Here is a 24,963-nt window from a genome sequence, read left to right as displayed (position 1 = left end):
GAGAGTTTTGAGACAAATTCATTCTAGTGCAGTGATTGAAGATGGGGCGATTTTAGGCGATGATGTGCAAATTGAAGCCTATGCCTTTGTCAGCAAAAATGCTAAAATCGGCAATGGGGTTGTGATTAAGCAAGGTGCAAGAATTTTAGCCGATACGACAATAGGCGATGAAAGCCGTGTATTTTCTTATGCTTGTGTGGGCGACATCCCTCAAGATATTTCTTATAAAGATGAGCAAAAGACAGGTGTGATTATAGGCAAAAAAGCAACGATTAGAGAATTTGCCACGATAAATTCTGGCACGGCAAAAGGCGATGGTTTCACTAAGATAGGGGACAATGCTTTTATAATGGCATATTGTCATATAGCTCACGATTGTATCTTGGGCGATAATATCATTTTGGCAAATAACGCCACTTTAGCTGGGCATGTTGAGCTTGATGATTTTGTTGTTGTTGGGGGATTAACGCCTATCCATCAATTTGTTAAAGTGGGGGAGGGTGCTATGATAGCGGGTGCTTCAGCACTTTCACAAGATATTGTGCCTTTTTGTTTAGCAGAGGGCAATAGGGCAAGTATTAGAAGTTTAAATTTAGTAGGCATTCGACGCCGTTTTGAAAAAGATGAAGTGGAGTGTTTAAATAAAGCTTATAAATTTTTATTTAAGGGTGGAGATTTAAAAGAGAATGCGAGGCTTTTACTTGAAGAGGAAAGTAGTGAAAATGTCAAAAAAATGTGTCGTTTTATTTTAGAAACGAAACGAGGGATTCCTGTGTATAAAGGCAAAAATAATGGCTAAAAAATGTAGCTTTTGCAATAAAGTCGATAATGATAATATAAGAATTTTAGCAAATGAAAATGGCGATGCTTGTATTTGTGAGTATTGTGTCGAGGGGGCTTATAGTATTATTTATGGAGAGGAAAATTCTTTAAAAAAGGCTCAAAATACAGAAAAAAGTGATTTGAATTTTCAAAATATTACCCCTAAAAGCTTAAAGGCTTATTTAGATCGTTATGTAATAGGACAAGACAGGGCAAAAAAGATTTTCAGCGTAGGCGTATATAATCACTACAAAAGGCTTTTTAGGGCAGATTTAGAAGATGATGATACTGAGCTTTTTAAATCTAATATTTTGCTTGTTGGTCCCACAGGTAGCGGTAAAACGCTTTTGGCACAGACTTTAGCACGCTTTTTAGATGTGCCTATTGCTATTTGCGATGCAACTTCTTTAACGGAGGCTGGCTATGTGGGAGAAGATGTAGAAAACATACTTACACGCCTTTTACAAGCGGCTAATAATGATGTAGAAAGAGCGCAAAAAGGTATCGTTTTTATCGATGAGATTGATAAAATTGCTAGAATGAGTGAAAATCGCTCTATTACGCGTGATGTGAGCGGTGAGGGAGTGCAGCAAGCCTTACTTAAGATTATAGAAGGAAGTTTGGTTAATATCCCTCCAAAAGGGGGTAGAAAGCATCCTAATCAAGATTTTATACAAATTGATACGAGTAATATTTTATTTGTATGTGGTGGTGCTTTTGATGGTTTGGAGCAAATTTTAAAACGCAAACTTGGCGATAAAGTTGTGGGCTTTTTTGATGATAGTGGAGAAAAAGATAAGAATTTGCTAGAGAAAATCGAGCCTGATGACTTGGTGCATTTTGGACTTATACCTGAGCTTATTGGGCGTTTGCATATCATTGCTTCTTTAAATGAGCTTGATGAAGATGATATGGTAAGAATTTTAACCGAACCTAAAAATGCAATTATTAAACAATATCAAAAACTTTTTGCCATTGATGGGGTGAATTTGAAATTTGAGAAAGACGCTTTAAGGGCTATTGCAAAACTAGCGCTTGAGAGAAAGACGGGTGCGAGAGGACTTAGGAGCATTATCGAGGAAATGATGGTTGATTTAATGTTTGAATTACCTGAATATAAAGACTATGATATTGTTATCACAAAAGAGGTCGTTTGCGAGGGTGCGAAGGCTTTGTTGATTAAGAAAAAAATAAGTTAAAGGGATATAAGAATGATTTTAGACCAGTTGATAGGATTTTTCTCCAGTGATATGGGCATCGATTTAGGCACGGCTAATACTTTGGTATTGGTTAAGGATAAGGGTATAGTGATTAATGAGCCTTCGGTTGTGGCGGTTGAGCGTGAAAGATACGGCTCTAAGGCTAAAATTCTAGCCGTGGGTAAAGAGGCGAAAGAAATGGTGGGTAAAACCCCTGGCAATATTGAGGCGATTCGCCCTATGAAAGACGGCGTGATAGCGGATTTTGATATGACTGAAAAAATGATTCGTTATTTTATAGAAAAGACACATCGTAGGAAGAGTTTTTTGCGTCCTAGGATTATTATTTCTGTGCCTTATGGCTTGACACAGGTTGAAAGAAAGGCTGTGCGTGAGAGTGCCTTAAGTGCTGGGGCTAGAGAGGTCTTTTTGATAGAAGAGCCTATGGCGGCGGCTATTGGAGCAAATTTGCCGATTCAAGAGCCTAAGGGGAATTTGGTCGTGGATATTGGTGGTGGGACGACGGAGATAGGGGTGATTTCTCTCGGGGGGCTTGTGATTTCAAAGTCCATACGCACCGCAGGCGATAAGCTTGATATGAGTATAGTTAATTATGTCAAAGATAAATATAATCTTGTCATAGGCGAAAGAACGGGTGAAGAGGTTAAAATAACCATAGGTTCAGCCGTACAACTCCCAAAAGAACTTTCTATGGTTGTAAAAGGACGCGACCAAATAAGTGGCTTACTCTCTCGCATTGAGCTTACGAGCGAAGATGTAAGGGAGGCGATGAAGGAATATTTAAAAGAGATAGCCGATGCACTTAAAATGGTGCTTGAGATGATGCCGCCTGATTTGGCGAGTGATATAGTCGAAAATGGTGTGGTTTTAACAGGAGGCGGAGCTTTGATTCGTGGGCTTGATAAGTATTTAAGCGAATTAGTGAGGTTGCCTGTATATGTGGCTGATGAGCCGCTTTTAGCAGTAGCTAGAGGCACAGGTAAGGCTTTAGAAGAAATTTCACTTTTACATCAACTAACGAATGAAGAATAAGATTTTTTATGTCTTAATCTTAGCTTTTTTGGTTTTTGTTTCTTTTTATTATGGGGGCGTGATAAAAAAAAATACTCTTTATGTTAATGATTTTGTCTTAAGTAATCTTTATGATTTTAAGGATTACTTGAGTGCTTCCATTTCCAAGCATTTTGACCAAGCCGAGCAAATTGAAATTCTAAAAAAAAGAAATAAAGAATTAGAAGAAAATTCTATACTTCTTAACACTTTCGCAGACCGCATTAATCGCTTTTTGGAGGATAAAAATTCTACTCAATATTTTCCAAGTTTAACACTCACAAGAGCGATTTCTTATGTTGGTGTGAATAATTATCAAAAAGTATGGCTTGATGATTTCAAAACAAGCACGAAAAACCGCGGTTTAATTTATTCTGGTTTTAGTGCTGGTATAGCAGTTAATAAAGACGGCAGGACTATGGCGCTTTTGCAAGGTGATGAAAAGTGCATCTTTTCCGTTTATATAGGAAAGGAAAAATACCCCGGCATTATACACGGCGAAAATGGCAAGGTTGTGGTAAAATTTATCCCTAAATCTTCTAAGATAAAAGAGGGTGATGTGATTTATACAAGTGGGTTTGATAATGTCTTTTTTGCTGGAGTTGGTGTAGGTGTGATTGAAAGCATTAGTGAAGATGATATGTATCAAAATGCCCTTGTAAAACCTTATGTCAATCTTAATATCCCTTCTTATTTATACATCATTGAAAAAACTTATTGAAATCCACTTAAAAACTTTGATTAGTGAAATTTAGTTATAATTTTGCATTTTTACTTTAGGAAAGACTTATGCCGAAGCGAAATGATATTAACAATATTTTACTTATAGGAAGCGGACCTATCGTGATAGGACAGGCTTGCGAGTTTGATTATTCTGGCACTCAGGCGGCTAAAACTTTAAAAGAGCTTGGATACCGCGTTGTTTTGATTAATTCAAATCCTGCGACCATTATGACAGACCCTGAATTTGCTGATGCAACTTATATAGAGCCGATTACAAAAGAAAGTATTTTAAGCATTATTAAAAAGGAAAAGATTGATGCTATTTTGCCGACTATGGGCGGACAAGTAGCTTTAAATGTCGCTATGCAAGTTTTTGAGAGTGAAGAATTTAAAAAAGATTTTTCTTTCGTGAAATTCTTAGGCGCAAAGCCTGAGGCGATAAAAAAGGGCGAAGATAGACAAGTCTTTAAAGAGTGTATGAAAAAGATAGGTATGGATTTGCCCAAATCTATGTATGCTTATGATTATGACGAGGCTTTAAAGGCGGTCGATGAGATAGGCTTTCCTTTGATGATACGCGCTTCTTATACGCTTGGGGGTGCTGGTAGTGGCGTGGTGTATAATTTAGACGAATTTAAGGACCTTGCCACTGCTGCACTTAGCCTTTCTCCCATCCACGAAATTTTGATTGAGGAAAGTTTGCTTGGTTGGAAAGAGTATGAGATGGAGGTTATACGCGATAAATTTGACAATTGTATCATCGTTTGTAGCATAGAAAATTTAGACCCTATGGGTGTGCATACGGGTGATAGCATTACCATAGCTCCCGCCCTGACCCTCACGGATAAAGAATATCAAGCGATGCGTAATGCTTCTTTTGCCATCTTGCGCGAGATAGGTGTAGATACTGGTGGTTCTAATGTGCAATTTGCCATCCATCCACAAAATGGCAGAATGATAGTGATAGAAATGAATCCTCGCGTCTCACGCTCTTCAGCCCTTGCTTCTAAAGCGACAGGTTATCCTATTGCTAAGGTTGCTACGCTTTTAGCGGTTGGCTTTAGTTTGGATGAGATTAAAAATGACATCACAGGAACTCCCGCTTCTTTTGAGCCAGCGATTGATTATATCGTAACTAAAATTCCGCGTTTTACCTTTGAGAAATTTCCCGGAGCTAATGAAATTTTAGGCACGGCGATGAAGAGCGTGGGTGAAGTTATGGCGATAGGGAGAACTTTTAAAGAGAGTTTGCAAAAGGCACTTTGCTCACTGGAGAGAAATTATAGCGGTTTTGATAGGGTTTTATTTGAAGATAAAAATGAGCTAGTTTTTAAGATAAGAAATGCAAATGAAAAAAGACTTTTATACATAGGAGAAGCTTTTAGGCAGGGCTTCAGCACGGAAGAGCTTTATGAGCTTTGTAAAGTTGATAGGTGGTTTTTGGAGCAAATTAGAGAAATTGTAGAGTTTGAAAAACGCATTGATATGGACATTTTAAGCGACAAAGTGCTTTTAAGAAAAGCAAAAACTATGGGCTTTTCGGATAAAAAAATCGCCGCCTTAGTCAATGAAAAGGATAATTTAGAACTCTCGCAAAATGATATTTACTATTCTAGAATGAAACATAAAATCATAGCGGAATTTAGCGAGGTGGATACTTGTGCTGGGGAATTTAAAGCTTTAACGCCTTATCTTTACTCAAGCATTAATGCTAGTGAGCTAACTCAAAGTAAATTTGAAAACAAAAAGGAAAAAAAGGTGCTGATTATAGGCGGAGGACCTAACCGCATAGGGCAAGGCATTGAATTTGACTATGCTTGTGTGCATGCGTCTTTTGCGCTTAAGGATTTGGGTATTAAAACCCTAATGTATAATTGTAATCCAGAAACCGTTTCAACCGATTATGACACGAGTGATGTTTTATATTTTGAGCCGATTGATTTCGAGCATTTAAGAGCTGTGATTGAGAGAGAAAAACCTGACGGCGTGATAGTGCATTTTGGGGGGCAAACTCCGCTTAAATTTGCTAAAAGGCTCAGTGCTTTTGGAGCGAAAATCATAGGAACAAGTGCTAGGGTGATTGATTTAGCAGAAGATAGAAAGAAATTTGCGCTTTTTTGCGAGAATTTGGGGATTAATCAGCCTAGAAATGCTACGGCTACAAAGGTGGAAGAAGCTGTTTTAAAAGCGAGTGAAATAGGTTATCCTGTGCTTGTGCGTCCAAGTTATGTTTTAGGTGGGCGTGCGATGCGTGTGGTGTATGATGAGGCAGAACTTCGTCTTTATATGCAAGAGGCTGTGGCTGTGAGTGAGCGAAGCCCCGTTTTAATAGATGAATTTTTAGATAATGCCACAGAAATTGATGTCGATGCGATAAGTGATGGTAAAGATGTCTATGTGGCAGGCATTATGGAGCATATCGAGGAGGCTGGAATTCACTCAGGTGATAGTGCTTGTTCATTACCCCCTTGTAATATAGACGAAAAAATGCAAGAGCTTATCCGCCAAAAAACAGCCGATATCGCCTTAAATTTAGGTGTTAAAGGGCTTTTAAACATCCAGTTTGCTTTGCACGAAAATAAGCTTTTTATGATAGAGGTTAATCCTCGCGCAAGTCGCACCGTGCCTTTTGTGAGCAAGGCGACTGGTTTGCCTTTGGCTAAGGTTGCTACGCGTGTGATGTGGCAGGGGAATTTAAAAGAAGCTTTAAGCTTTTATGATAAATTTGGCGTGGTGGATTTTAAGGAAAAAATTCTGTGTCCTAAAAAGTTAAATTATCTTAGCGTGAAAGAGGCTGTTTTTCCTTTCGCAAAATTAAGTGGAAGTGATTTAGAACTTGGACCTGAAATGCGTTCAACCGGTGAAGTTATGGGGATTAGTAAAGATTTTACTAAAGCGTATGCGAAAAGTCAAATTTGTGCGTTTAATCCTCTTCCTAAAAGCGGAGTGGTATTTATCTCTTTAAAAGAGAAAGATAAAAAATTTGCCACCAAAATCGCTGAAAAATATTTAAAATTAGGCTTTTCTCTGCTTGCTACGAGTGGCACTTGCACAATTCTTAAAGAAGCTGGATATGCGTGTGAGTTGGTTTATAAAATTTCAGAAGGACGCCCAAATGTCGAGGATAAACTCAAAAATGGCGAAATTCACCTTGTGATAAATACAAGCGATACGCATAGTTTTGTGGGCGATACGAAGAAGATTAGAGAAAATATTTTGCGTTTTAAAATCCCTTATTTTACAAATTTACGCTCCGCTTTTGCGGGTGCAAAAAGCATTAAAGCAATGCAGGATAAGAGTTATTTAGAAGTAAAAAGTTTGCAGGAATGGCTCAAAGGTTAAAAATGCTCTTGAAACCTAAGGGTTAAAAGTGTATCTAGAGTTTTTGCGTGTTTAATTATTTCAAAATCCTAGGTAGAGTAATGCCTGTTTGTTTTTGATACTTGCCTTTTTTATCCTTATAGGTCGTATCACAAGGGCTATCCCCCTCCAAAAATAGCACCTGAGCTATGCCCTCATTAGCATAGATTTTGGCAGGTAGGGGGGTGGTGTTAGAAATTTCTATGGTGATATGTCCTTCAAATCCCGGTTCAAATGGCGTTACATTGACTATAATCCCACATCTTGCATAAGTACTTTTACCTAGACAAATGGCTAAAACATCATCGGGCATTTTAAAATATTCTACCGTCCTAGCCAGAGCAAAGGAATTTGCAGGCACTATACACACATCGCCCACAAAATCGACTACATTAGCCTCAAGGAAGTTTTTTGGGTCAATGACGGTCGAATTAATATTGGTAAAAATCTTAAATTCTCTCCCCACTCTTATGTCATAGCCATAGCTTGAAAGCCCGTAGCTTACGACACCCTTGCCTATATTTGCTTCACAAAATGGCTCGATCATTTGGTGTTTTTGTGCCATTTCTCTTATCCATTTATCTGCTTTTAAACCCACTTTTTTCCTTTCAAATTTATGTCAATTTTAGCGAAAAAGAGTTTAAATTTCTTATCATACACTTAAAAATTTTATAATGACATTTTAAATTTTTATAAGGATTGAAAATGAAAAAGTTATTTTCTGCTTTTTTAGTAGCTTTGACAAGTTTTTTTGTGGTGGCTTGTAATGATTCTGCAACGCCTAGTGCTGATGCAAATGCAAGTTTAAGTTTAAAGGTAGGCACTGCACCTAATTATAAGCCTTTTGATTATAAAGAAGATGCGAAATTGACAGGTTTGGATATTGATTTAGTTAATGAAATCGCTAAAAGAGAAGGCATTGAGCTTACTTGGGTGGAGATGAGTTTTGATGGGCTTATCCCAGCTTTAAAAACAGGCAAGATTGATATGATAGCTTCTGCGATGAGTGCGACAGAAGAAAGAAGAAAAAGCGTAGATTTTAGCGATGTTTATTATACGACTAAAAATCTTTATATCAAGAAAAAAGATAATGTGGACTTAAATTCTAAAGAGGATTTGGAGGGTAGAAGTATAGGTGTGCAAGTTGGCACTTTACAAGAGCCAGCGGCTAAAGCGATTAAAGATTCTAAAGTGCAGGCGAATGAAAGCTTGAGCGTTGTTATTATGGCACTTAAGGAAGGTAAGATTGACGCTGTGGTCGCGGATAAAGATGTTTCAAAGGGCTTTTTGAAAGAAAATGAAGATTTGGTAGAGTTTTTTGAAGAAGAAGACGGAAGTGAGGGCTTTAGTTTCGCTTTTGATAAAGATAAGCAAAAAGTGGCGATTGAGAAATTTAATAAAGGATTAAAAGAATTAAAAGAGGACGGCACTTATGATAAAATTTTAGCTAAATACGAACTTAAATAATTAAAAACTTAGCCTTGCGATACTTTCTTGCAGGGCTTTAAAAAATCTATCAATATCTTCTTTTTCGTGTGTGTAGTGAAAACTCACTCTAACCCAGCCCGGTCTAAATTTTAATGTTTCATTATCTTTTAAACCAAGCAAATCGTGTCCATAAGGACCAGCACAAGCACAACCAGCTCTTGTTTCTATATGAAAACGCTTACTTAAATCATAAGCTAAATCAAAAGGCGAAAGCTTTTTAATATTAAAGGAAAAAATGGCTAATCTGTGCGTTAAATTTTTAGCATAAAGTTCTAAATTTGGCACTTCTTGACATTTCTCAAAGAAATAATCTTTCAAGATTTTTTCTTTTTTTTCTATATTTTTAAGCCCTATGTTATCTCTAATCTCAAAGGCTAAAGAAGCGCGAATGAGTTGCAAAATTCCTGGTGTTCCTGCTTCTTCTAAATTTTCTTCATTACAAAGATAATTTTGCGAAGTGCGTGAGACATAGCCCACAGTGCCTCCTGCAGCGAAGCTTGGTGTCGTTCCGCATAGGTTTTTTTTAATCACTAAAATTCCACACGAGCCTACTCCACCTACGAGCTTATGCGCACTGATGAAAAGTGCATCGTAAAATTCACAAGGGATATTTTTATAAGGAATGAAACTTGAGCCATCAAAGGCGACTAAGCCTCCATACTTTCTTACAAGAGTGGAAATTTTTTTATAATCACTTAAAATTCCTGTAACATTTGAAGCGAGGGAAAAACTTGCGATAATTTCTCTTTTTTGATTTTGCTTTAAAATTTGCTCCAAAAAGGTAAAATCAATACCCCCTTGTTTGTCTAAAGGCACTCTCACGCACTCACAAAGAGCCTCTCTAAAAGAAAGCTCATTAGAATGATGCTCATAAGGTCCTACAAGCACGAGCGGGAGGGAATTTGGATTAATTTTGCTTAAATATTTTTGTTTTAAAACGGGAGAGGCGTAAAGCCCTAAAAGCTCTTGAAATTTCTTAATCGCCCCACTGCTACCTGTGCCACAAGAAATTAGAGCAAAATCATTGCTTAAATTTAAGCTTTTTTTAATGCTACTTCTTGCTTCTTCGTAAAGTTTTTGCATTTTAAAGGCGTTAAGTGAGCTTTCTGAATGGGTATTCGCATAAAAAGGAAGGATTTTTCTTATGCGTTTTTCCACACTTTTAAGAGCTAAAGCACTTGCGGCAAAATCCAAATAAAGCGTGTCTTTATGCAAAATTAAATCTTTTTTTAAATCCTTTATTTGCAAATATTATCCTTAATGAAATTTTGTTAAAATTATACAAAAATTATTCTAATAAAGGAAAAGCATTAAATTTCATAGTTTTTCGTGTCTGCATCCTGAGTTAAATTTAAATCAAATGGTCGATTTTTATAGTGTGTTTGATGGGCTTGATGTGGCGTATTTTTCTGGTGATATTTTTGAAGATATTAGAACATTGATACTGCCAAATTATGAGCTTTTAGATAAAAAATTTTTGATTAATAAAACAGAAGCAAAAGCTTTGACCTTGTTTGCTAAAAATAATCGCAAAAGATATTCTATTAACCGGGAAATTCAGCATTTTAAAGCGCTTAGTAGTTTTAACAAACTTTTAAAATTAGAAATTTTACGCATAGAAAAAAGCAAAGAAGATAAGATAGAAAAATCCAAGCATCAAAAGCTAAAAAAAGAGTTAAGAGACTATGTCATTCAAGATAAGATTCTTTTCAAAAACCACTATACGCGTTTTCATTTTTATTTTTTGAAGCCAAATGAAGCCTTGATTTTAAAAAATAAATTTGAAGAGTTGCTAGAGCTTATAAAAGAAAAATTTGAGTTTTATCAAAGTTTTTGTTTTGAGCAATTAGCAAGGGAATTTGTGGAAAAACACTTTAATCTTTGTTGTGTGCAAAGTTATTGGGATAGGAATTTGGAGCTTGATTTGTATTATAAAGATGAAAAAATTTGTCTCATCGGCGAGGTTAAATTTAAAAATAAAAAGGTTTGTAAAAATATCCTCAATGCCCTTTATAAAAAGGCACAGGAGCTAAATTTAAAGCCTGATTATTATATCATTTTTTCCAAAAATGGCTTTTCTAAGGAACTTGAAAGCTTACAAAATGAAAATTTGCTTTTATTTGATTTAAATCATTTTAAAATTTTAATGTGAGGGTAAAATGGATAAAAATATTTTGCAAAGTTTAGATTCTAATGAAAAGGAAACCCTACAAAAAGGGCTTCAAAGCTTAATTGAGCAAACTTATGTGATAGAAAATGAGTATAAAATTCTCAATGAAAATTATAACGCTCTAAGGGCTATGATGAGCGAGGTGATTGAGGTTTTGCCGACTGCGTTGTGGATTATGGATAAGGATAAAAATATCATCTTGCAAAACCGCGCCGCCGCACAAAATGCAAATTTGTTGGAGCAAATTGATTTAAAAAACGCCCATTATGAGCTTGAATTTGAAAATAAATTTTATACCATAAAAATCATACCGCAAAATGAAAAAATCATCATTTCAGCCACAGATATTAGCGATGAAAAGCGTAATGAACGCCTTGCTAGTATGGGAAGTGTGGCGGCACATTTAGCACACGAGATAAGAAATCCTATAGGTTCTATCTCTTTGCTAGCTTCTACGCTTTTTTCTAGGGTTGAGCTTAAAAATAAAAACATCGTGCTTGAAATTCAAAAAGCTATAGCTAGGGTTGAAAGAATTGTAAATTCTACGCTACTTTTTACTAAGGGAGTGCATATTAATAAAAGTTTTTTTAATCTTTTGGAGCTAAAAGAAGAGTGCGAGCAAGCGATAAATTCTTATAATTTTTCTAGTGAGATTGAATTTGATATCGAGTTTTTTGACTTGGAAATCAATGCCGATAAAGCTTTACTAAGTCTTGTTTTGCAAAATCTTATCTATAATGCTATTGATGCGATTGAAGAAGATGAGGTGGAAGAGCCTAAGATTAGCATTAAGGCTTACATTAAGGAAGCGAATTTGCGTGTAGAAATTTTGGATAATGGTTGTGAGATTAAGGACGAAAAGCTTGTTTTTGAAGCTTTTAAAACAACGAAGCTGAAAGGAAATGGGCTTGGACTTTCTTTGTCTAAGGAAATTATCAATGCCCACAAGGGAGAGCTTGGCTTTAAGATAAAGCCTAAGCTATTTTATTTTACCTTACCTCTTGAGCTGATTGACTATGCCTAGCATTTCATCACTGGTTGTGATGGCTTTTGAGCCTGCTTCGTAGGCTCTTTGTCCGGTAATTAAATCGGTCATTTCTTCTACAAGCTGGACATTGCTAAGTTCAACAAAGCCGTGTCTAATATTACCAAGTCCATCTTCTCCCGCTATACCAGCGACAGGCGCACCACTTGCTCCCGTTTCTAAATAAAGATTATCCCCCATAGAGTGAAGTCCCGCTGGATTGATAAATTGCACAAGTTCAATTTGTCCAATTTGCGTTTCTTCTTGCTCCCCTGCTAACATTACAGATACCGTGCCGTCTTTTGCGATACTAATGTTTGTCGCACCCTCTGGCACGGTCATTTCAGGGATTAGCCTATATCCGTCCGAATTGACAACATTACCCTCATTATCCCTAGTAAATTGTCCATTTCTTGTATAAGCTGTTGTGCCGTCAGGAAGTTGAATTTGAAAAAAACCATTACCCTCAATCGCCATATCAAAACTATCTGTGCTGGTAGATTTATAACTTCCCGGGGTAAAAACTTTAGTTACCGCCGTAGGACGCACACCTAAACCCACTTCAATACCCGATGGAGAAAGCGTTGTAGCGGAGGTGGAAGTGCCTGCGTATTTCATTGTTTGATACATTAAATCAGAAAATTCCGCTCTTGATTTCTTAAAGCCTACGGTATTTACATTAGAAATATTATTTGAAGTTACATCGATTTGTGTTTGCTGGGCTACCATACCAGTTGCCGCAGTGTGTAATGAACGCATCATTGTTTATCCTTTTTGTTTTATTTTATCACTTGACACTTGCGAGTTTGTTAATCGCATCTTGATTTAAGTCATCCATATGAGCTGTCATCACTTTTTGATACATCTCAACCATTCTATTTGCTTCGATAAGCCCTACCATTTCACTGACGGGATTGACATTTGAGCCTTGAGAAAAACCTTGTTTAACAGAATTTGAAATTTCCAAATCTCTAATGCGCGTTAAATCGTCTATTTTATAAACATTATCTCCGTCTTTTTGCAAAGCCCTTATATCATCAACTTGGGCGATGAAAAGTCTTGCATTATCCTCTCCATCGACCGTGATGTTGCCATTTTTATCTGCATTAATATGCACAGCACCATTACCGATGATAATGCCAGCACCTTCAGGGTTATTAAAATAATTACTACTTAAGACTTTATAGCCTTGTTTATTGACCAAATAACCCTCATCATCAAGCTGGAAATTTCCGTCTTTTGTGAGTCTAATTTCTCCATTTTTTGTTTGCACGAGATAAAAGGTATCCTCTCTTGTCATTGCAAAGTCTAAAGGGTTGTTTGTCGCCTTTAAAGAACCTGTGCTAAAGTCTGTGTAATCTTGCGAAATTTGAGGCACTCTATCTATTGTCGTATTGACAAAGCGAGAGGCTTCTCTTGTGTGATTTTCTATAGGCAACTCATCCTGAGTTTCTTTAAAAATCCTTTTAAAATCCGCAATAACAACATCATCTCTTTTATAACCACTTGTGTTAATGTTTGCTAGGTTGTTTGTGATAACTTCGAGCTTGTTAAACTGCGTTACCATACCACCAGTTGCTTGATAATATCCATTTTGCATATTTTCACCTATATTTAAGATTTCACAGCTATCTTAGCAAAATCTGTTCCACTTTTTAAAAAGGCTTTATTTTGGGAGTTTGATAAGCTTAAAAGCAAGATGAAGCATAAAAAAGAGACAAGAAATTCCAATAATGCAAGCCCCACTTGAAAGATTAAAATACGCACTTAAAAATAAACCAAGCACACAAAAAATAGCACTCAAACAAGAAGAAATTATCATCATAGCCTCAAGTCTTTTGGCAAAAGATTCTGCGATAAAACTTGGGATACTAAGAAGTGCCATCACTAAAATAAGCCCTACAAGGCGTATGGAAATGACAATACAAAAGGCAAGCATTGCGATTAAAAGATAGTGAAAAAAGCTTGTATTTACCCCTCTCACTTTTGCGAATTCGCTATCAAAGCTTACAAGCTCAAATTGTCTATAAAATAAAAATAAAAGCAAAATAAAAGCACCATCAACAAAAGCCATTAGCCATAAATCATTCGCAGAAACTGCTAAAATTGAGCCAAATAAATAAGCCATCAAATCGCTATTTTGACCCGGACTTAAATCAATCAAAATAATCCCAAACGCCATTCCAAACGCCCAAATCACAGCGATGAAACTATCGCTTCTATAATGATAGCGTTTGCTTAAAAAGGCAACTAAAAAAGCTAAAAAAAGTGTAAAAATGCTTGCGCTAAGTAAAATAGGCAAGGAAAAATAAAATGCCAAGCCTATCCCTCCAAAAGCTCCGTGCGTAATGCCTCCAGCCATAGAAAAAAGGCGGTTTATCATCACTAAAACTCCCATAGCTCCACACGCTACGCTAACCAAAAGAGCGGCTAAAAGAGCATTTTGAAAAAAGGTATAGTTTAAAAGCTCAAGCATTATTTTGCCTAAAATTTTTAATTGTGCTTAAAGTGGGATTTTTGGGACAATTTATAATTTTACTTTCGCAAAAGTTTTTTTCCTCGCAGTCTAAGCAATGCTCCAAACTCATCTCCACATCACAAAAATGCGTGTGATTTTCATACAAATGCTTTAAAAAGGTGCTTTTTTGCTTTTCTTTTTTGTCGTTGTTGTGTAAAAAAAGCTCTTTATTTAAATGTGCGATTTTATCACTATAAGCAAGGACTAGGTTAATATCGTGGCACACGGTTATAACGCCCATTCCCTCACTATGCAAGGCGCTTAGCATTTCAAAAATTTGCACCGCACTCTTGCTATCAACACTTGCTGTTGGCTCATCTAAAATTAACAATTTGCATTGATACACCAAAGCCCTAGCAATCAGCACTTTTTGCCTTTGTCCTCCACTTAATTCATTTAAACTTTTATCCCAAAACTCCTCCATACCTACGCTTTTAAGGGCTTTCATCGCTTTTTCTTTGTCTTTTTTTGTATAAAAGCCAAAGATTTTTTGACTCACAAGCCCCATTAAGACGATTTCAAGAGCGCGTGCGTTGAAATTTGGATTTGCTAGGCTATGTTGTGGGACATAGGCAATTTCATTTTTTTGGATATTAAAAAATTCAACTTGTTTTTTAGAGTTTAAAAGTCCCAAAATGAGCTTTAAGAGTGTTGATTTCCCAGCTCCATTTGCACCGATGATGGAGAGAAATTCGCGGCTATCATAGCTAAGATTGATATTTTTTAAAATTTCTTCTTTGTCGTAGCTATAATTTAAATTGTTAATTTTAAAATAAAGCACTAAAAAGCCTTTTTTAACGCCTTAGTCGTTTCTAAAAGCTCTTTGTCCCACTCCTTTGAGAGATGATTAATCATTGCAATTCTTGCATTGCACTCTTTTGCTAAAACCCTTGCAGCATTTTCAGGAAAGCCCGGCTGCACGAAAATGACTTTGATATTTTCTTCTCTTGCTTTTTTTATAATGCGTTTTAAATCACTGATTTTAGGCTCTTTTCCTGCTATTTCTACCGGAATTTGCTCCAAATGATAGCGTTTTGCAAAATATGCCCAAGAAGGGTGATAAACGATAAATTTGCGATTTTTCACTCCTTTTAATTCCTCATCGATTTGTGAATTTAGACTTTCTAGTTCTTTATGAAAATTTTGCAAATTGTTTTCATATACTTTAGCATTTTGTGGGTATTTTTCTTTGAGGGCTGTGGCTATGTTTGTCGCTAGGATTTTGACTAAAATGGGATCAAGCCAAGTGTGTATATCCTTAGCGTGGTCGTGGTCGTGATGCTCGTGTTCTTCTTCAAATTCTAAAAAGTGAATATTTTTTTGAGTATTTACAATGCTTAAGTTTGGAAAATTACGCTTAAATTTATCTAAAAAAACTTTTTCAAATTCCAAACCCATCGTAAAATAAATATCGCTTTTTTCAAGTTTGCTAAGATGAGATGCTTTAAATTCAAAGGTATGCTCATCACTATTTTGCGGTAAGAGCGTGTTAATTTCTACGCTATCTCCTGCGATTTTTTTGACAAAAAATTCCTGCGGAGCAATGCTAACGCTGACTATGGGTTTTGCGACTAAAAAACTAAGAGTAAAAAGTAAAAAGAATAGAATTTTTTGCATCATTTCCTACCTAAATTTTAAATGCAAAATTATACGAAAATAATCTTAAAAATGCACTAATTTACAAAAAAAAAAAAAACAAATTAATTTTTAAGAATTCTTGTATTAAAATTGCCACTTTGCAAGAATTCCTAAAGGAGAAAGTTATGACAAAAACACTTGGAGGCAAGATTTTAGCCTGTGTTGTGGCGATTTTTGTTGTAGTGATTGGTGTGATTGTAACTTACAACTATATTTCTAGTTCAAGTCAAATTTCCACACTTTTTAGAAGTATTCAAAGAGGTATTTTAGACGCTTCTTATACTACGATAGATATTACGATGAATGTTGAGGCAAAGCAGCATTTAAATGCTGTAGCGGAGCAAATTGTCGCACTGGATAAAAATGATGTTATCGCTCAAAGACGCGTTTTGATGACGGCGGAGGAGCTTATTAAATATCCTTCTATGTATATTGTTTATGAAAATGATGGTAAAGTTATTTTGCAGGATTACCATCCTGAAGTGGGTATTGAGAATTTATCTTCAAATTTTGATAATGTCGGTTTAGACTTAAGAGATAGATTTTGGTACAAAGAGACCAAAGAAAAGAAGCAGGGTATAGTTAGTTCCACTTACATTTCAAGTGCGGGTAATTATAAGGGTCAAAGACTTGTAACGGCAACTTATCCTTTAATTAAAAATGGCGAATTTATCGGTGTTATTGGTATGGATTTATTTGTCGGTGATTTTCAAAAAAGATTTGAAAATTTTGAAAGAGAAGAGTTGCCAAATTTAGATGTTTATATCACGGACACTAGTGGAAAAATTTTCTCTCATAAAGATCCTGCAATTGTTGAAAGCACTACGGAAACAGAAGCTGAAAAAGCTTTAAAAGAAGCTTTGAAAAAAGCTCCTGAAGGTGAGTTTAATTATAATCATAATAATGAAGATAGAGTGGGCTTTTACAAGCAGTTTCCTTTTGGCTGGACCATAGTTTCTGTTACAACTCAAAGTGATTATACAAACGCAATTAATAAGCAATTTTTCATCAGCACGGCAATAGCTTTAGTTTTGCTTGTTGTTGGTGCGATGTTTTTAGTGGTGTTTGTGAAAAAGCTTGTCGCTCCAATTCACTCCATCCAATCCGGTCTTAACTCCTTCTTCGATTTCATCAACCATAAAACACAAGACATCTCTACTATCAATGTAAATACAAGTGATGAGTTTGGTCAAATGGCAAAAGCCATTAATGAAAATATCCTAGCAACTAAACAAGGACTTGACCAAGATAAACAAGCCGTCAAAGAAAGCGTAGAAACAGTAGGCATAGTAGAAAATGGTAACCTCACTGCAAGAATCACAGCTAATCCTAGAAACCCACAACTTATAGAACTCAAAAATGTTTTAAATGATCTTCTTGATGTTTTACAAGCTAGAGTGGGTAAAGATATGAATAAAATCCGTTCTATCTTTGAAGAATTTAAAAGCCTAGACTTTAGAAATAGAATTGAAGATGCAACAGGTAGTGTAGAAGTAACAACTAATGCCTTAGGCGAAGAAATCATCAAAATGCTAAAACAAAGCTCAGACTTTGCAAATTCTTTAGCCAATGAAAGCTCCAAATTACAAAACGCTGTGCAAAACTTAACAACAAGTTCAAATTCTCAAGCAGCTTCTTTAGAAGAAACAGCTGCTGCTTTAGAAGAGATTACTTCCTCTATGCAAAATGTCTCTCAAAAGACAAGTGATGTTATCACTCAAAGTGAAGAGATTAAAAATGTAACAAGCATTATAGGTGATATAGCTGACCAAATCAATCTTCTAGCCCTTAATGCTGCCATAGAAGCTGCAAGAGCAGGAGAACACGGAAGAGGCTTTGCCGTCGTGGCTGATGAAGTTAGAAAACTAGCTGAAAGAACCCAAAAGTCTTTAAGTGAGATAGAAGCAAATACTAACCTTCTCGTTCAATCTATCAATGATATGGCAGAAAGTATTAAAGAGCAAACTGCTGGTATCACTCAAATCAATGAAAGTGTAGCTCAAATCGACCAAACCACTAAAGATAATGTAGAAATAGCTAATGAAAGTGCTATCATCTCTAATAATGTTAGTGATATAGCAAATAATATCCTTGAAGATGTGAAGAAGAAGAAGTTTTAAGCTTCTTTCTTTACTCTTGCCCCCACGCTCTTTTGTGGGGGTTAATTGGTGATTAATGCAAGTAGAATTGCAACAATAAGAAAAATTAAGAAATATTTTAAAAATTTGCCTTTTGTTTTTTTATGTGTTGCCATAAATGCTTTTTTATCAAAAATCATGGTTTGTAAGATTGTATGCATCGCTCCATCAATTTGTGCTAAGGATTGTGAGCCATTTTCATAAGTTATAATAATTGTTGAAATTTGCTGATTTCCTCCAGCCATACCACCTACTATAGCTCCTACTCCACCTAATAAAAGTCCGCCAATAGCAGCTGCAGCAATTGTTCCACCGGCTTTTTTACAATTGTCTTGATTTGCAATTTCTATTGATGAGATATTTGAGAGATAAAAATTTTCTTTATCTATAACTTTTGTAACATTCATCATTCTATCTTTATTTTTAATATAGCGGTATTCATTTCCTGCGTAAGCACCAGCTAATATTTTGATTTTTGCCATTTTTTTCCTTTGTGAGATATTGATAAAAAAGAAAAATAACAAAAAAAAAAAAAATAAAAAGCAAATCGTTAAGTTTATAAATTTAAGAAAATTTGATAATGAAGTGATAAATTATTTGTTTTTCATTAAAATAAGCCCTCCGCCGACTATACCAATGATTCCTAAAAATACCATAGCGCTAGGAAAAGAATCGCCCAAAAGCATACCGATGATAATGGAAAAAACAACATCTAAATAACTCACCCCAGCCACAACCCCAGCTTGTTTGGCGATACCATAACTTTTAGTGATGTGAATTTGATAAATCGCGCCTAAAATTCCCATCGCTAAAATAAAAATCCAAGCTGTAAAAGAGGGCATAACAAAAGGAGCGATGAGAAAATCAAGCTTTTCGCTTGTGTAAAATTCGCCCACAAGCATAGAAATCAAAGGCATTAATGCACCTATGAAGACAAAAGAAAAGGCGATTTGCTCTGTTGCATAATAGCCCCTTAATTCCCTCACGCTTGTAAGTGCTAGGGCTGCTAAAAAGCCACTTAAAACACCTAGAGCGGAATTTTTTAAGTCAAAGCCATTACCATTTGCCCAAGGCTGTGCGATTAAAAGCACACCTAAAAAGGCGATGAGAATTCCAAACCAGCCTTTAAGCCCTATATTTTCTTTAAAAATTACAAAGGCGATTAAAGTGATGAAAATGGGGGAGGTTTTTTGAAAGGCAAAAGCCCCTCCAAGCGTGATGTTTGAGATATTATAGAAAAAAAGATATAAAGAAAGTGTGCCGACAACGCCCCTAAAAATCAAAAGCCAAAGTCGCCCACCCTCTTTATGGGTTCTTAATTTCCTTAGCATATAAAGCATAAAAATCACACCAATGATATTGCGAAAAAACATAATTTCTATGGAGCTTAACTCTTCGCTTAAAATTTTCGCACAAGCACTCATTAGCGCAAAGTCTAAACAAGCTAGAATCATAAAATAAACGCCCAAATTATGCTTAATCACCCTTAGCATAGGTTTTCCTTTAGTGAAATCTCGCTATTTTAGTCTTTTTTTGCTTAATTTTAAGGCAAATTTTATATAATCCCTTTTAAAAAAGTTGGAAAAATGCAAAGTATCATACTTATAGGTAAGCCAAATGTCGGCAAATCAAGTCTTTTTAACCGCATCGCTAAACAAAGAATCGCCATTACAAGTGAAATTTCAGGCACGACAAGAGATACAAATAAAATCAAAGTGGAGGTTAATGGTAAAGAAGCTTTACTTATCGATAGTGGCGGGCTTGATGAAAGTGATGAGCTTTTTAAAAATGTGAAGCAAAATTCCCTAAAGACGGCTAAAAATGTGGATATTATCCTTTATCTTGTCGATGGTAAAAAAATGCCCGATGATGAGGATAGGCAATTTTTTTACGCTTTAAAGAAACTTAAAAAACCTATGGCACTTATCATTAACAAGGTCGATAATAAAAAAGATGAGGAAAGAGCTTGGGAATTTGCTAGTTTTGGAGTAAAAGAAATTTTTAATCTTTCGGTAACGCATAATGTAGGGCTTGATGAGCTTTATACTTGGCTTGAGAATTTTTTGCATACTAGTGTTTTAAAAAACGATGAAGAAGAGCAAAGTTTGGAGGAATTTTTAGAGGATTTTAATGAAGAGAGAGAGATTAAATTTAAAGACATCGATGAAAATCATATCAAAATCGGCATAGTAGGACGCGTAAATGTCGGTAAGTCAAGCCTTTTAAACGCCCTTGTGAAAGAGCAAAGAAGCGTGGTAAGTAGCATAGCTGGCACGACTATAGACCCCGTCAATGAAAGCGTGGTATATAAGGATAAGGTTTTGGAATTTATCGACACAGCTGGCATTAGAAAAAGGGGCAAAATTCAAGGGCTTGAACGCTTTGCGCTAAACCGCACGGAAAAAATGCTTCAAAGCTCTCAAATCGCTCTTTTGGTTTTGGATGCAAATGAGGGCTTTAACGAGCTTGATGAGCGTATCGCGGGGCTTATTAGTAAGCATTATTTGGGTGTGATTATCGTGCTAAATAAATGGGATAAAACAAGTTTTGAATTTGACAAGGTTGTCAAAGAGCTAAGGCTTGATAGATTTAAATTTCTTGCTCACGCACCTATTATTAGCGTGTCGGCTTTGAGTGGGAAGAGGGTGCATATTTTGATGGATAAAATTTTAGAAGTTTTTAGCAATTTCACGCAAAAAATCCCCACCGCAAAGCTTAATGAGCTTATAAGTAAAGCGACAAAAGCCCATCCCCTGCCACACGATTATGGGAAGCTTGTGAAAATTTATTATGCCGTGCAGTATGACTTAGCTCCTCCTAAAATCGCTTTGATTATGAACCGCCCTAAGGCTTTGCATTTTAGCTATAAACGCTATTTGCAAAATCAAATTAGGAAAGAATTTGATTTTGAGGGTGTGCCTTTAATCCTCGCCTCGCGTAAAAAGGGAGAGAAGGATTGATGGGAAAAAATTTAGAAAACAATATTTTTAATTATAAAAATATCAATTTATATCAAAATTCAGCTCTTTATAAAGACATTCTAAATGAAAATTCCCTTGACTTAATCATTACTTCACCCCCTTATAATGTTGGCATAGAATACAATTCAAATGAGGATTCTAACGATTACAAAAGCTATTTAGAATTTTCTAAACAATGGATACAAAATTGCTTTTTGTGGGCAAAAGATGGCGCAAGATTCTGCCTGAATATCCCATTAGATAAAAATAAAGGCGGACAGCAAAGTGTGGGCGCGGATTTAACGACTTTAGCAAAGCAAATTGGTTGGAATTACCACAGCACGATTGTTTGGAATGAGGGTAATATCTCACGCCGCACAGCGTGGGGGAGTTGGCTTAGTGCTTCTGCACCTTATGTGATTGCACCTGTGGAGCTTATCCTTGTGCTTTATAAGGGGAGTTGGAAGAAAAAGCATAAGGGCATAAGCGATATAAGTAAAGAGGAATTTATGGCTTGGACAAATGGGCTATGGAGTTTTAACGGAGAATCTAAAAAGCGCATAGGACACCCAGCCCCTTTTCCTAGAGAGCTTCCTAAGCGGTGCATTAAGCTTTTTTCTTATGTGGGTGATGTGGTGTGCGACCCTTTTAGTGGTAGTGGGACAACAATGATAGAATCCTATCTTAACAACCGGCAATTTATAGGCATTGAGCTTGATAAGGAATATTGCGAACTAAGCAAAAAACGATTTTTAGAAACGATAGAAAAAGAAAGAGGTATTTTTGATGAAAAATAAGCTTTCTCAGCTTGATTTAATAATGGAATTTTTCAAAGCAAATCCAAAACGAGATATTAAGCATCCTGAGGTGGTGGATTGGGTAGTGAATGAATAGCAAAAACGCACAGGCAAGGTTTTTCGTGACCCAGATAGAGGCATTAGAAGTTTGCATCAAAGGGGCTATTTGCAAAAGATTGCAAAGGGCGTGTATCGCTTTGCAGTAGGCATAATTTTTTAAAGAAAAATCTAAAGCAAACTGAGACAGGTAAAAAGATGTTTCTCCAAATGCTAGAAACTGCAAAGACTTCAGGGGAAACAGAGCTTGTAGCATTCTTTGAAGAAGTATTAAGTATTTATGAAAAGCATAATATCAATGGGCATATTGTGTGGAAAAAATGAAAATCTTTTGAAAAGCATTTTGCATTTGTCGCTTTACATCTTTGGAATTTTCAATGTTAAAACAAAATGTGAATATTTTACACAATAGCATTTTTAAATTTATCTTCAAATTAAATTTTAAGTTTATATTAAATTTTGATTTTATAGCATTAATAATATTAAATATTTAATGAAAGGATTATCAATGAAAAAATTAGTCGGTTCTATAATTTTACTTTCTTGTTTGTTTAATATCGCTCTAGCAAAAATTACAGTCTCTCAACAGCCCATAGTCCAGCCCCATTATGAAGGGTGTGTTTTGGTTTATCAATATGGTGCTGATTATAGTAAGTGCAATAATCAAGGAATTTATCAAAATGCTTTCCAAGGAGCTCTTTGTCATTTTCGGGGGACTTGCTAATGTTACTTATTACGCCTTGTATGGGAGTGGTAGATACTGTAAATTTTGGTAAAAATGAAATCAGCAAACAGATGCTAAATTTTTCTTTAAAAGGTCAAGAAGAAGACGGCAAAGAAGAAAAAACCCAGTTAAAAAGCTCTAATGAAAAGCAAGAGGAATACGCCATTGACTCGCAAAGTGGATTTTCCGTTTTGGCTTAAATGGTTTGGTTAGATTAAAAGGGTTATCAATGAAAAAAATAGTTAGTTCTATAATTTTGCTTGGTTGTTTATCCAGTGTTTTTGCTGCGACTTGGCATTATGATACCGATGGTTGCACTAAAGTATATGCTTATGGTTCTGATTCTAGTGAGTGCTTTGATAAAAGAAGAGAAATTTTAAAAGAAGCTGGACGCAATTTAATTTGTAAATATGGGTATTGTTTTTAAATGATGAATATTTTTAATACAAACCATCGTTTCCATAAGTGTATGCCAAAGGAGTGCCACGAGATGTATGACACTTTAAAACTTATGGAAAAACAAGATGAGAGAGAAAAGCAAGAAGAAAAAACCCAGTTAAAAAGCTCTAATGAAAAGCAAGAGGAATACGCCATTGACTCGCAAAGTGGATTTTCCATTTTAGCTTAAGTATAATTTTACTTTATGTTTTTTTGTTCATCTAATTGTTAGCTTTTTATATCTTTGCTATTTTAAATATCCACTTTATCGGTGTCAATATACTAAATTTATGGAAGCATTATAGATAAATTTGCTAAAATACAAAATAGAAATATCAACATTAATGGATTTGGCATAAAAATGAAAAATATCCTTTTTATCGGTTTTATGGGCTGTGGTAAAAGCACTTTAGCCAGGGATTTTGCGAGGGAAAGTGGGCGTGTATTTATCGATAGTGATACTTTAATTGAAATGCAGTTTAATTTAAGTGTGAGTGAAATTTTTGCAAATTTTGGCGAGAAAACTTTTCGTCAAGAAGAGCAAAAAATGGCATATTTTTTAGCACAGCTAAAGGGTATTTGTATAGCCACAGGAGGCGGATTTATCAATGTAAAAGATTTAGATAAAATAGGCTTTTGTGTGTATTTAAGGGCAAGTTTTGAGTATTTAAAAAATCGTTTAAACAAAGAAGAAATAGCAAAAAGACCGCTTTTTTATGAGGAAGAAAAAGCAAGGAATTTGTATAATTCAAGAATTAATTTATACGAAAAAAAGGCAAATTTAATTTTAGATATAGAAAATCAAAGCGTAGAAAGCTTGATAGATGAATTAAAAAAGAGGATAAAATGAGAGTTTTGACGGGATTACAACCGAGTGGAGATTTACATATAGGGAATTTTTTTGGTGCGATTAAGCCGATGATTGAAGCACAAGATGATAGTGAAATGTTTATGTTTATTGCAAATTATCACGCAATGACTTCGAGCCAAAAGGGAGAAATTTTAAAGCAAAATGCCCTTAAAGCCGCTGCCGCTTTTTTAAGTCTTGGCATAAAGCCTGAAAAAAGCATTTTTTGGCTTCAAAGTGATGTTAAAGAAGTGCTTGAGCTTTACTGGATTTTATCGCAGTTTAGTCCTATGGGTTTGCTAGAAAGAGCGCATAGTTATAAAGACAAGGTGGCTAAGGGCTTACCTTCTTCACACGGACTTTTTTCTTATCCTGTTTTAATGGCGGCGGATATTTTGCTTTTTGATACGCAAATTGTGCCTGTGGGAAAAGACCAAATTCAGCATGTTGAAATCGCAAGAGATATTGCCATAAAGGTCAATAATGAATGGGGAGAAATTTTCACTCTGCCAGAAGCTAGAGTAAATGAAAATGTCGCTGTGGTGCCTGGCACAAATGGGGCTAAGATGAGTAAATCTTACCAAAATACCATAGATATTTTTGCAAATGAAAAATTAAGAAAAAAACAAATTTCTTCTATCGTAACAGATAGCACCCCTTTAGAAGAGCCAAAAAAATGGCAAGAGTGTAATATCTTTCAAATTTCTAAGCTTTTTTTAGATGAAGAGGGGCAAGAAGAATTAAAGAAGCGTTATGAAAGAGGTGGCGAGGGCTATGGGCATTTTAAGATGTATTTAAATGAGCTTGTAAATGCTTATTTTAAAGAAGCGACAGAAAGCTATGAGAATTATTTAAAAGAGCCTAAAAAACTTGAAGAAATTTTAGAATTTGGGGCGAGTAAAGCAAGAAAGATAGCTAGAGCAAAAATGCAAAAAATTTATGAAAAAATAGGGCTTTAATAATAATTAACCTATCTAGGTTATGATTAA

General features: G+C 35.5%; 26 protein-coding genes. 17 read left to right on the top strand and 9 right to left on the bottom strand.

Annotation, left to right across the window (positions count from 1 at the left end; genetic code table 11):
* Positions 1 to 7 precede the first annotated feature (7 nt).
* The 5 genes from lpxA to carB all read left to right on the top strand — a co-directional run bounded on the left by lpxA (position 8) and on the right by carB (position 7,157).
* The gene (gene lpxA / locus CHELV3228_RS08255; protein ID WP_082200534.1) at positions 8 to 799 is read left to right on the top strand and encodes an acyl-ACP--UDP-N-acetylglucosamine O-acyltransferase; all 792 of its coding nucleotides are present in this window, start codon (positions 8 to 10) and stop codon (positions 797 to 799) included.
* The gene (gene clpX, locus CHELV3228_RS08250) at positions 792 to 2,021 is read left to right on the top strand and encodes an ATP-dependent Clp protease ATP-binding subunit ClpX (protein WP_082200533.1); all 1,230 of its coding nucleotides are present in this window, start codon (positions 792 to 794) and stop codon (positions 2,019 to 2,021) included. The genes lpxA and clpX overlap by 8 nt, the downstream gene beginning before the upstream one ends.
* Positions 2,022 to 2,033: 12 nt before the next feature.
* On the top strand, positions 2,034 to 3,074 hold the full coding sequence (locus tag CHELV3228_RS08245; RefSeq protein WP_082200532.1) for a rod shape-determining protein: 1,041 nt from the start codon (positions 2,034 to 2,036) through the stop codon (positions 3,072 to 3,074).
* Positions 3,064 to 3,813, top strand: a complete 750-nt coding sequence (mreC, locus tag CHELV3228_RS08240) for a rod shape-determining protein MreC (protein WP_082200531.1) — start codon at positions 3,064 to 3,066, stop codon at positions 3,811 to 3,813. The genes CHELV3228_RS08245 and mreC overlap by 11 nt, the downstream gene beginning before the upstream one ends.
* Positions 3,814 to 3,881: 68 nt before the next feature.
* A complete protein-coding gene (gene carB / locus CHELV3228_RS08235) occupies positions 3,882 to 7,157 on the top strand; it encodes a carbamoyl-phosphate synthase large subunit (RefSeq protein WP_082200530.1) in 3,276 nt (1,091 codons plus the stop codon).
* Between the two features lie 55 nt (positions 7,158 to 7,212).
* Here the strand turns inward: carB and dcd are convergent, their stop codons facing one another.
* A complete protein-coding gene (gene dcd / locus CHELV3228_RS08230; protein WP_004275856.1) occupies positions 7,213 to 7,773 on the bottom strand; it encodes a dCTP deaminase in 561 nt (186 codons plus the stop codon).
* Between the two features lie 107 nt (positions 7,774 to 7,880).
* Here dcd and CHELV3228_RS08225 point away from each other — a divergent pair, with 107 nt between their 5' ends.
* Positions 7,881 to 8,642: a basic amino acid ABC transporter substrate-binding protein gene (locus tag CHELV3228_RS08225; protein ID WP_082200529.1), complete on the top strand. Its 762-nt coding sequence runs from the start codon at positions 7,881 to 7,883 to the stop codon at positions 8,640 to 8,642.
* Here the strand turns inward: CHELV3228_RS08225 and CHELV3228_RS08220 are convergent, their stop codons facing one another.
* Positions 8,643 to 9,911, bottom strand: a complete 1,269-nt coding sequence (locus CHELV3228_RS08220; RefSeq protein WP_082200528.1) for an aminotransferase class V-fold PLP-dependent enzyme — start codon at positions 9,909 to 9,911, stop codon at positions 8,643 to 8,645. It lies immediately after the preceding gene.
* A gap of 169 nt (positions 9,912 to 10,080) precedes the next feature.
* Here CHELV3228_RS08220 and CHELV3228_RS08215 point away from each other — a divergent pair, with 169 nt between their 5' ends.
* Positions 10,081 to 10,815, top strand: a complete 735-nt coding sequence (locus CHELV3228_RS08215) for a DUF234 domain-containing protein (protein WP_370445656.1) — start codon at positions 10,081 to 10,083, stop codon at positions 10,813 to 10,815.
* A gap of 7 nt (positions 10,816 to 10,822) precedes the next feature.
* Positions 10,823 to 11,857, top strand: a complete 1,035-nt coding sequence (locus CHELV3228_RS08210; RefSeq protein ID WP_082200526.1) for a fla regulon two-component system sensor histidine kinase FlgS — start codon at positions 10,823 to 10,825, stop codon at positions 11,855 to 11,857.
* Here CHELV3228_RS08210 and flgG read toward each other — a convergent pair.
* From flgG to CHELV3228_RS08185, 5 genes are all read right to left on the bottom strand, one after another.
* Positions 11,828 to 12,619, bottom strand: coding sequence for a flagellar basal-body rod protein FlgG (flgG, locus tag CHELV3228_RS08205; protein ID WP_082200525.1), 792 nt, complete (start codon positions 12,617 to 12,619; stop codon positions 11,828 to 11,830). The genes CHELV3228_RS08210 and flgG overlap by 30 nt on opposite strands.
* 25 nt (positions 12,620 to 12,644) lie before the next feature.
* Positions 12,645 to 13,457 carry a flagellar hook-basal body protein gene (locus tag CHELV3228_RS08200; RefSeq protein ID WP_082200524.1) on the bottom strand — a complete coding sequence of 271 codons (813 nt, stop codon included), beginning with the start codon at positions 13,455 to 13,457 and terminating at the stop codon, positions 12,645 to 12,647.
* Positions 13,458 to 13,523: 66 nt separating this feature from the next.
* The gene (locus tag CHELV3228_RS08195; protein ID WP_082200523.1) at positions 13,524 to 14,333 is read right to left on the bottom strand and encodes a metal ABC transporter permease; all 810 of its coding nucleotides are present in this window, start codon (positions 14,331 to 14,333) and stop codon (positions 13,524 to 13,526) included.
* Entirely contained in the window at positions 14,326 to 15,156 is an 831-nt protein-coding gene (locus CHELV3228_RS08190) for an ABC transporter ATP-binding protein (protein ID WP_082200522.1), read from the bottom strand. Before CHELV3228_RS08190 ends, CHELV3228_RS08195 begins: the two co-directional genes overlap by 8 nt.
* Positions 15,156 to 15,992, bottom strand: coding sequence for a metal ABC transporter solute-binding protein, Zn/Mn family (locus CHELV3228_RS08185; protein WP_082200521.1), 837 nt, complete (start codon positions 15,990 to 15,992; stop codon positions 15,156 to 15,158). The genes CHELV3228_RS08190 and CHELV3228_RS08185 overlap by 1 nt, the downstream gene beginning before the upstream one ends.
* Before the next feature lie 146 nt (positions 15,993 to 16,138).
* Here CHELV3228_RS08185 and CHELV3228_RS08180 point away from each other — a divergent pair, with 146 nt between their 5' ends.
* Positions 16,139 to 18,133: a methyl-accepting chemotaxis protein gene (locus tag CHELV3228_RS08180; protein WP_082200520.1), complete on the top strand. Its 1,995-nt coding sequence runs from the start codon at positions 16,139 to 16,141 to the stop codon at positions 18,131 to 18,133.
* Positions 18,134 to 18,174: 41 nt separating this feature from the next.
* Here the strand turns inward: CHELV3228_RS08180 and CHELV3228_RS08175 are convergent, their stop codons facing one another.
* Positions 18,175 to 18,633 (bottom strand): hypothetical protein, encoded by a 459-nt coding sequence (locus CHELV3228_RS08175; protein WP_082200519.1) that lies wholly within the window; start codon positions 18,631 to 18,633, stop codon positions 18,175 to 18,177.
* A 111-nt stretch (positions 18,634 to 18,744) separates the two neighbouring features.
* Positions 18,745 to 19,644 (bottom strand): DMT family transporter, encoded by a 900-nt coding sequence (locus tag CHELV3228_RS08170; RefSeq protein ID WP_082200518.1) that lies wholly within the window; start codon positions 19,642 to 19,644, stop codon positions 18,745 to 18,747.
* Positions 19,645 to 19,737: 93 nt separating this feature from the next.
* Between CHELV3228_RS08170 and der the strand changes: the two genes are divergently transcribed.
* The 8 genes from der to trpS all read left to right on the top strand — a co-directional run bounded on the left by der (position 19,738) and on the right by trpS (position 24,933).
* Positions 19,738 to 21,111: a ribosome biogenesis GTPase Der gene (gene der, locus CHELV3228_RS08165; RefSeq protein ID WP_082200517.1), complete on the top strand. Its 1,374-nt coding sequence runs from the start codon at positions 19,738 to 19,740 to the stop codon at positions 21,109 to 21,111.
* A complete protein-coding gene (locus tag CHELV3228_RS08160) occupies positions 21,111 to 21,908 on the top strand; it encodes a DNA-methyltransferase (RefSeq protein ID WP_082200516.1) in 798 nt (265 codons plus the stop codon). The genes der and CHELV3228_RS08160 overlap by 1 nt, the downstream gene beginning before the upstream one ends.
* Positions 21,909 to 22,473: 565 nt before the next feature.
* Complete coding sequence (locus CHELV3228_RS08150; RefSeq protein WP_082200515.1) at positions 22,474 to 22,689, top strand: hypothetical protein; 216 nt, start codon at positions 22,474 to 22,476, stop codon at positions 22,687 to 22,689.
* Positions 22,689 to 22,889, top strand: a complete 201-nt coding sequence (locus CHELV3228_RS08145) for a hypothetical protein (protein ID WP_082200514.1) — start codon at positions 22,689 to 22,691, stop codon at positions 22,887 to 22,889. Before CHELV3228_RS08150 ends, CHELV3228_RS08145 begins: the two co-directional genes overlap by 1 nt.
* Before the next feature lie 29 nt (positions 22,890 to 22,918).
* Positions 22,919 to 23,116, top strand: a complete 198-nt coding sequence (locus CHELV3228_RS08140; RefSeq protein ID WP_082200513.1) for a hypothetical protein — start codon at positions 22,919 to 22,921, stop codon at positions 23,114 to 23,116.
* A complete protein-coding gene (locus CHELV3228_RS08135; protein WP_082200512.1) occupies positions 23,117 to 23,317 on the top strand; it encodes a hypothetical protein in 201 nt (66 codons plus the stop codon).
* Positions 23,318 to 23,482: 165 nt separating this feature from the next.
* On the top strand, positions 23,483 to 23,977 hold the full coding sequence (locus CHELV3228_RS08130; RefSeq protein WP_082200511.1) for a shikimate kinase: 495 nt from the start codon (positions 23,483 to 23,485) through the stop codon (positions 23,975 to 23,977).
* Positions 23,974 to 24,933 carry a tryptophan--tRNA ligase gene (gene trpS / locus CHELV3228_RS08125; protein ID WP_082200510.1) on the top strand — a complete coding sequence of 320 codons (960 nt, stop codon included), beginning with the start codon at positions 23,974 to 23,976 and terminating at the stop codon, positions 24,931 to 24,933. The genes CHELV3228_RS08130 and trpS overlap by 4 nt, the downstream gene beginning before the upstream one ends.
* Positions 24,934 to 24,963: the final 30 nt, after the last annotated feature.

The organism is Campylobacter helveticus, assembly GCF_002080395.1.
Lineage (GTDB): Bacteria > Campylobacterota > Campylobacteria > Campylobacterales > Campylobacteraceae > Campylobacter_D > Campylobacter_D helveticus.
The sequence above is the reverse complement of the archived record's forward strand: the minus strand, read 5'-3'. Positions and strand labels throughout refer to the sequence as shown.

Excerpts from the sequence above, each read along its gene's own strand:
- der (WP_082200517.1), top strand. The coding sequence starts at position 19,738 with ATGCAAAGTATCATACTTATAGGTAAGCCAAATGTCGGCAAATCAAGT.
- clpX (WP_082200533.1), top strand. The coding sequence starts at position 792 with ATGGCTAAAAAATGTAGCTTTTGCAATAAAGTCGATAATGATAATATA.
- CHELV3228_RS08210 (WP_082200526.1), top strand. The coding sequence starts at position 10,823 with ATGGATAAAAATATTTTGCAAAGTTTAGATTCTAATGAAAAGGAAACC.
- CHELV3228_RS08245 (WP_082200532.1), top strand. The coding sequence starts at position 2,034 with ATGATTTTAGACCAGTTGATAGGATTTTTCTCCAGTGATATGGGCATC.
- CHELV3228_RS08160 (WP_082200516.1), top strand. The coding sequence starts at position 21,111 with ATGGGAAAAAATTTAGAAAACAATATTTTTAATTATAAAAATATCAAT.
- CHELV3228_RS08180 (WP_082200520.1), top strand. The coding sequence starts at position 16,139 with ATGACAAAAACACTTGGAGGCAAGATTTTAGCCTGTGTTGTGGCGATT.
- CHELV3228_RS08170 (WP_082200518.1), bottom strand. The coding sequence starts at position 19,644 with ATGCTAAGGGTGATTAAGCATAATTTGGGCGTTTATTTTATGATTCTA.
- CHELV3228_RS08135 (WP_082200512.1), top strand. The coding sequence starts at position 23,117 with ATGATGAATATTTTTAATACAAACCATCGTTTCCATAAGTGTATGCCA.
- mreC (WP_082200531.1), top strand. The coding sequence starts at position 3,064 with ATGAAGAATAAGATTTTTTATGTCTTAATCTTAGCTTTTTTGGTTTTT.
- CHELV3228_RS08225 (WP_082200529.1), top strand. The coding sequence starts at position 7,881 with ATGAAAAAGTTATTTTCTGCTTTTTTAGTAGCTTTGACAAGTTTTTTT.
- CHELV3228_RS08140 (WP_082200513.1), top strand. The coding sequence starts at position 22,919 with ATGAAAAAAATAGTTAGTTCTATAATTTTGCTTGGTTGTTTATCCAGT.
- trpS (WP_082200510.1), top strand. The coding sequence starts at position 23,974 with ATGAGAGTTTTGACGGGATTACAACCGAGTGGAGATTTACATATAGGG.
- CHELV3228_RS08185 (WP_082200521.1), bottom strand. The coding sequence starts at position 15,992 with ATGCAAAAAATTCTATTCTTTTTACTTTTTACTCTTAGTTTTTTAGTC.
- flgG (WP_082200525.1), bottom strand. The coding sequence starts at position 12,619 with ATGATGCGTTCATTACACACTGCGGCAACTGGTATGGTAGCCCAGCAA.
- CHELV3228_RS08145 (WP_082200514.1), top strand. The coding sequence starts at position 22,689 with ATGTTACTTATTACGCCTTGTATGGGAGTGGTAGATACTGTAAATTTT.
- carB (WP_082200530.1), top strand. The coding sequence starts at position 3,882 with ATGCCGAAGCGAAATGATATTAACAATATTTTACTTATAGGAAGCGGA.
- CHELV3228_RS08175 (WP_082200519.1), bottom strand. The coding sequence starts at position 18,633 with ATGGCAAAAATCAAAATATTAGCTGGTGCTTACGCAGGAAATGAATAC.
- CHELV3228_RS08150 (WP_082200515.1), top strand. The coding sequence starts at position 22,474 with ATGAAAAAATTAGTCGGTTCTATAATTTTACTTTCTTGTTTGTTTAAT.
- CHELV3228_RS08200 (WP_082200524.1), bottom strand. The coding sequence starts at position 13,457 with ATGCAAAATGGATATTATCAAGCAACTGGTGGTATGGTAACGCAGTTT.
- CHELV3228_RS08195 (WP_082200523.1), bottom strand. The coding sequence starts at position 14,333 with ATGCTTGAGCTTTTAAACTATACCTTTTTTCAAAATGCTCTTTTAGCC.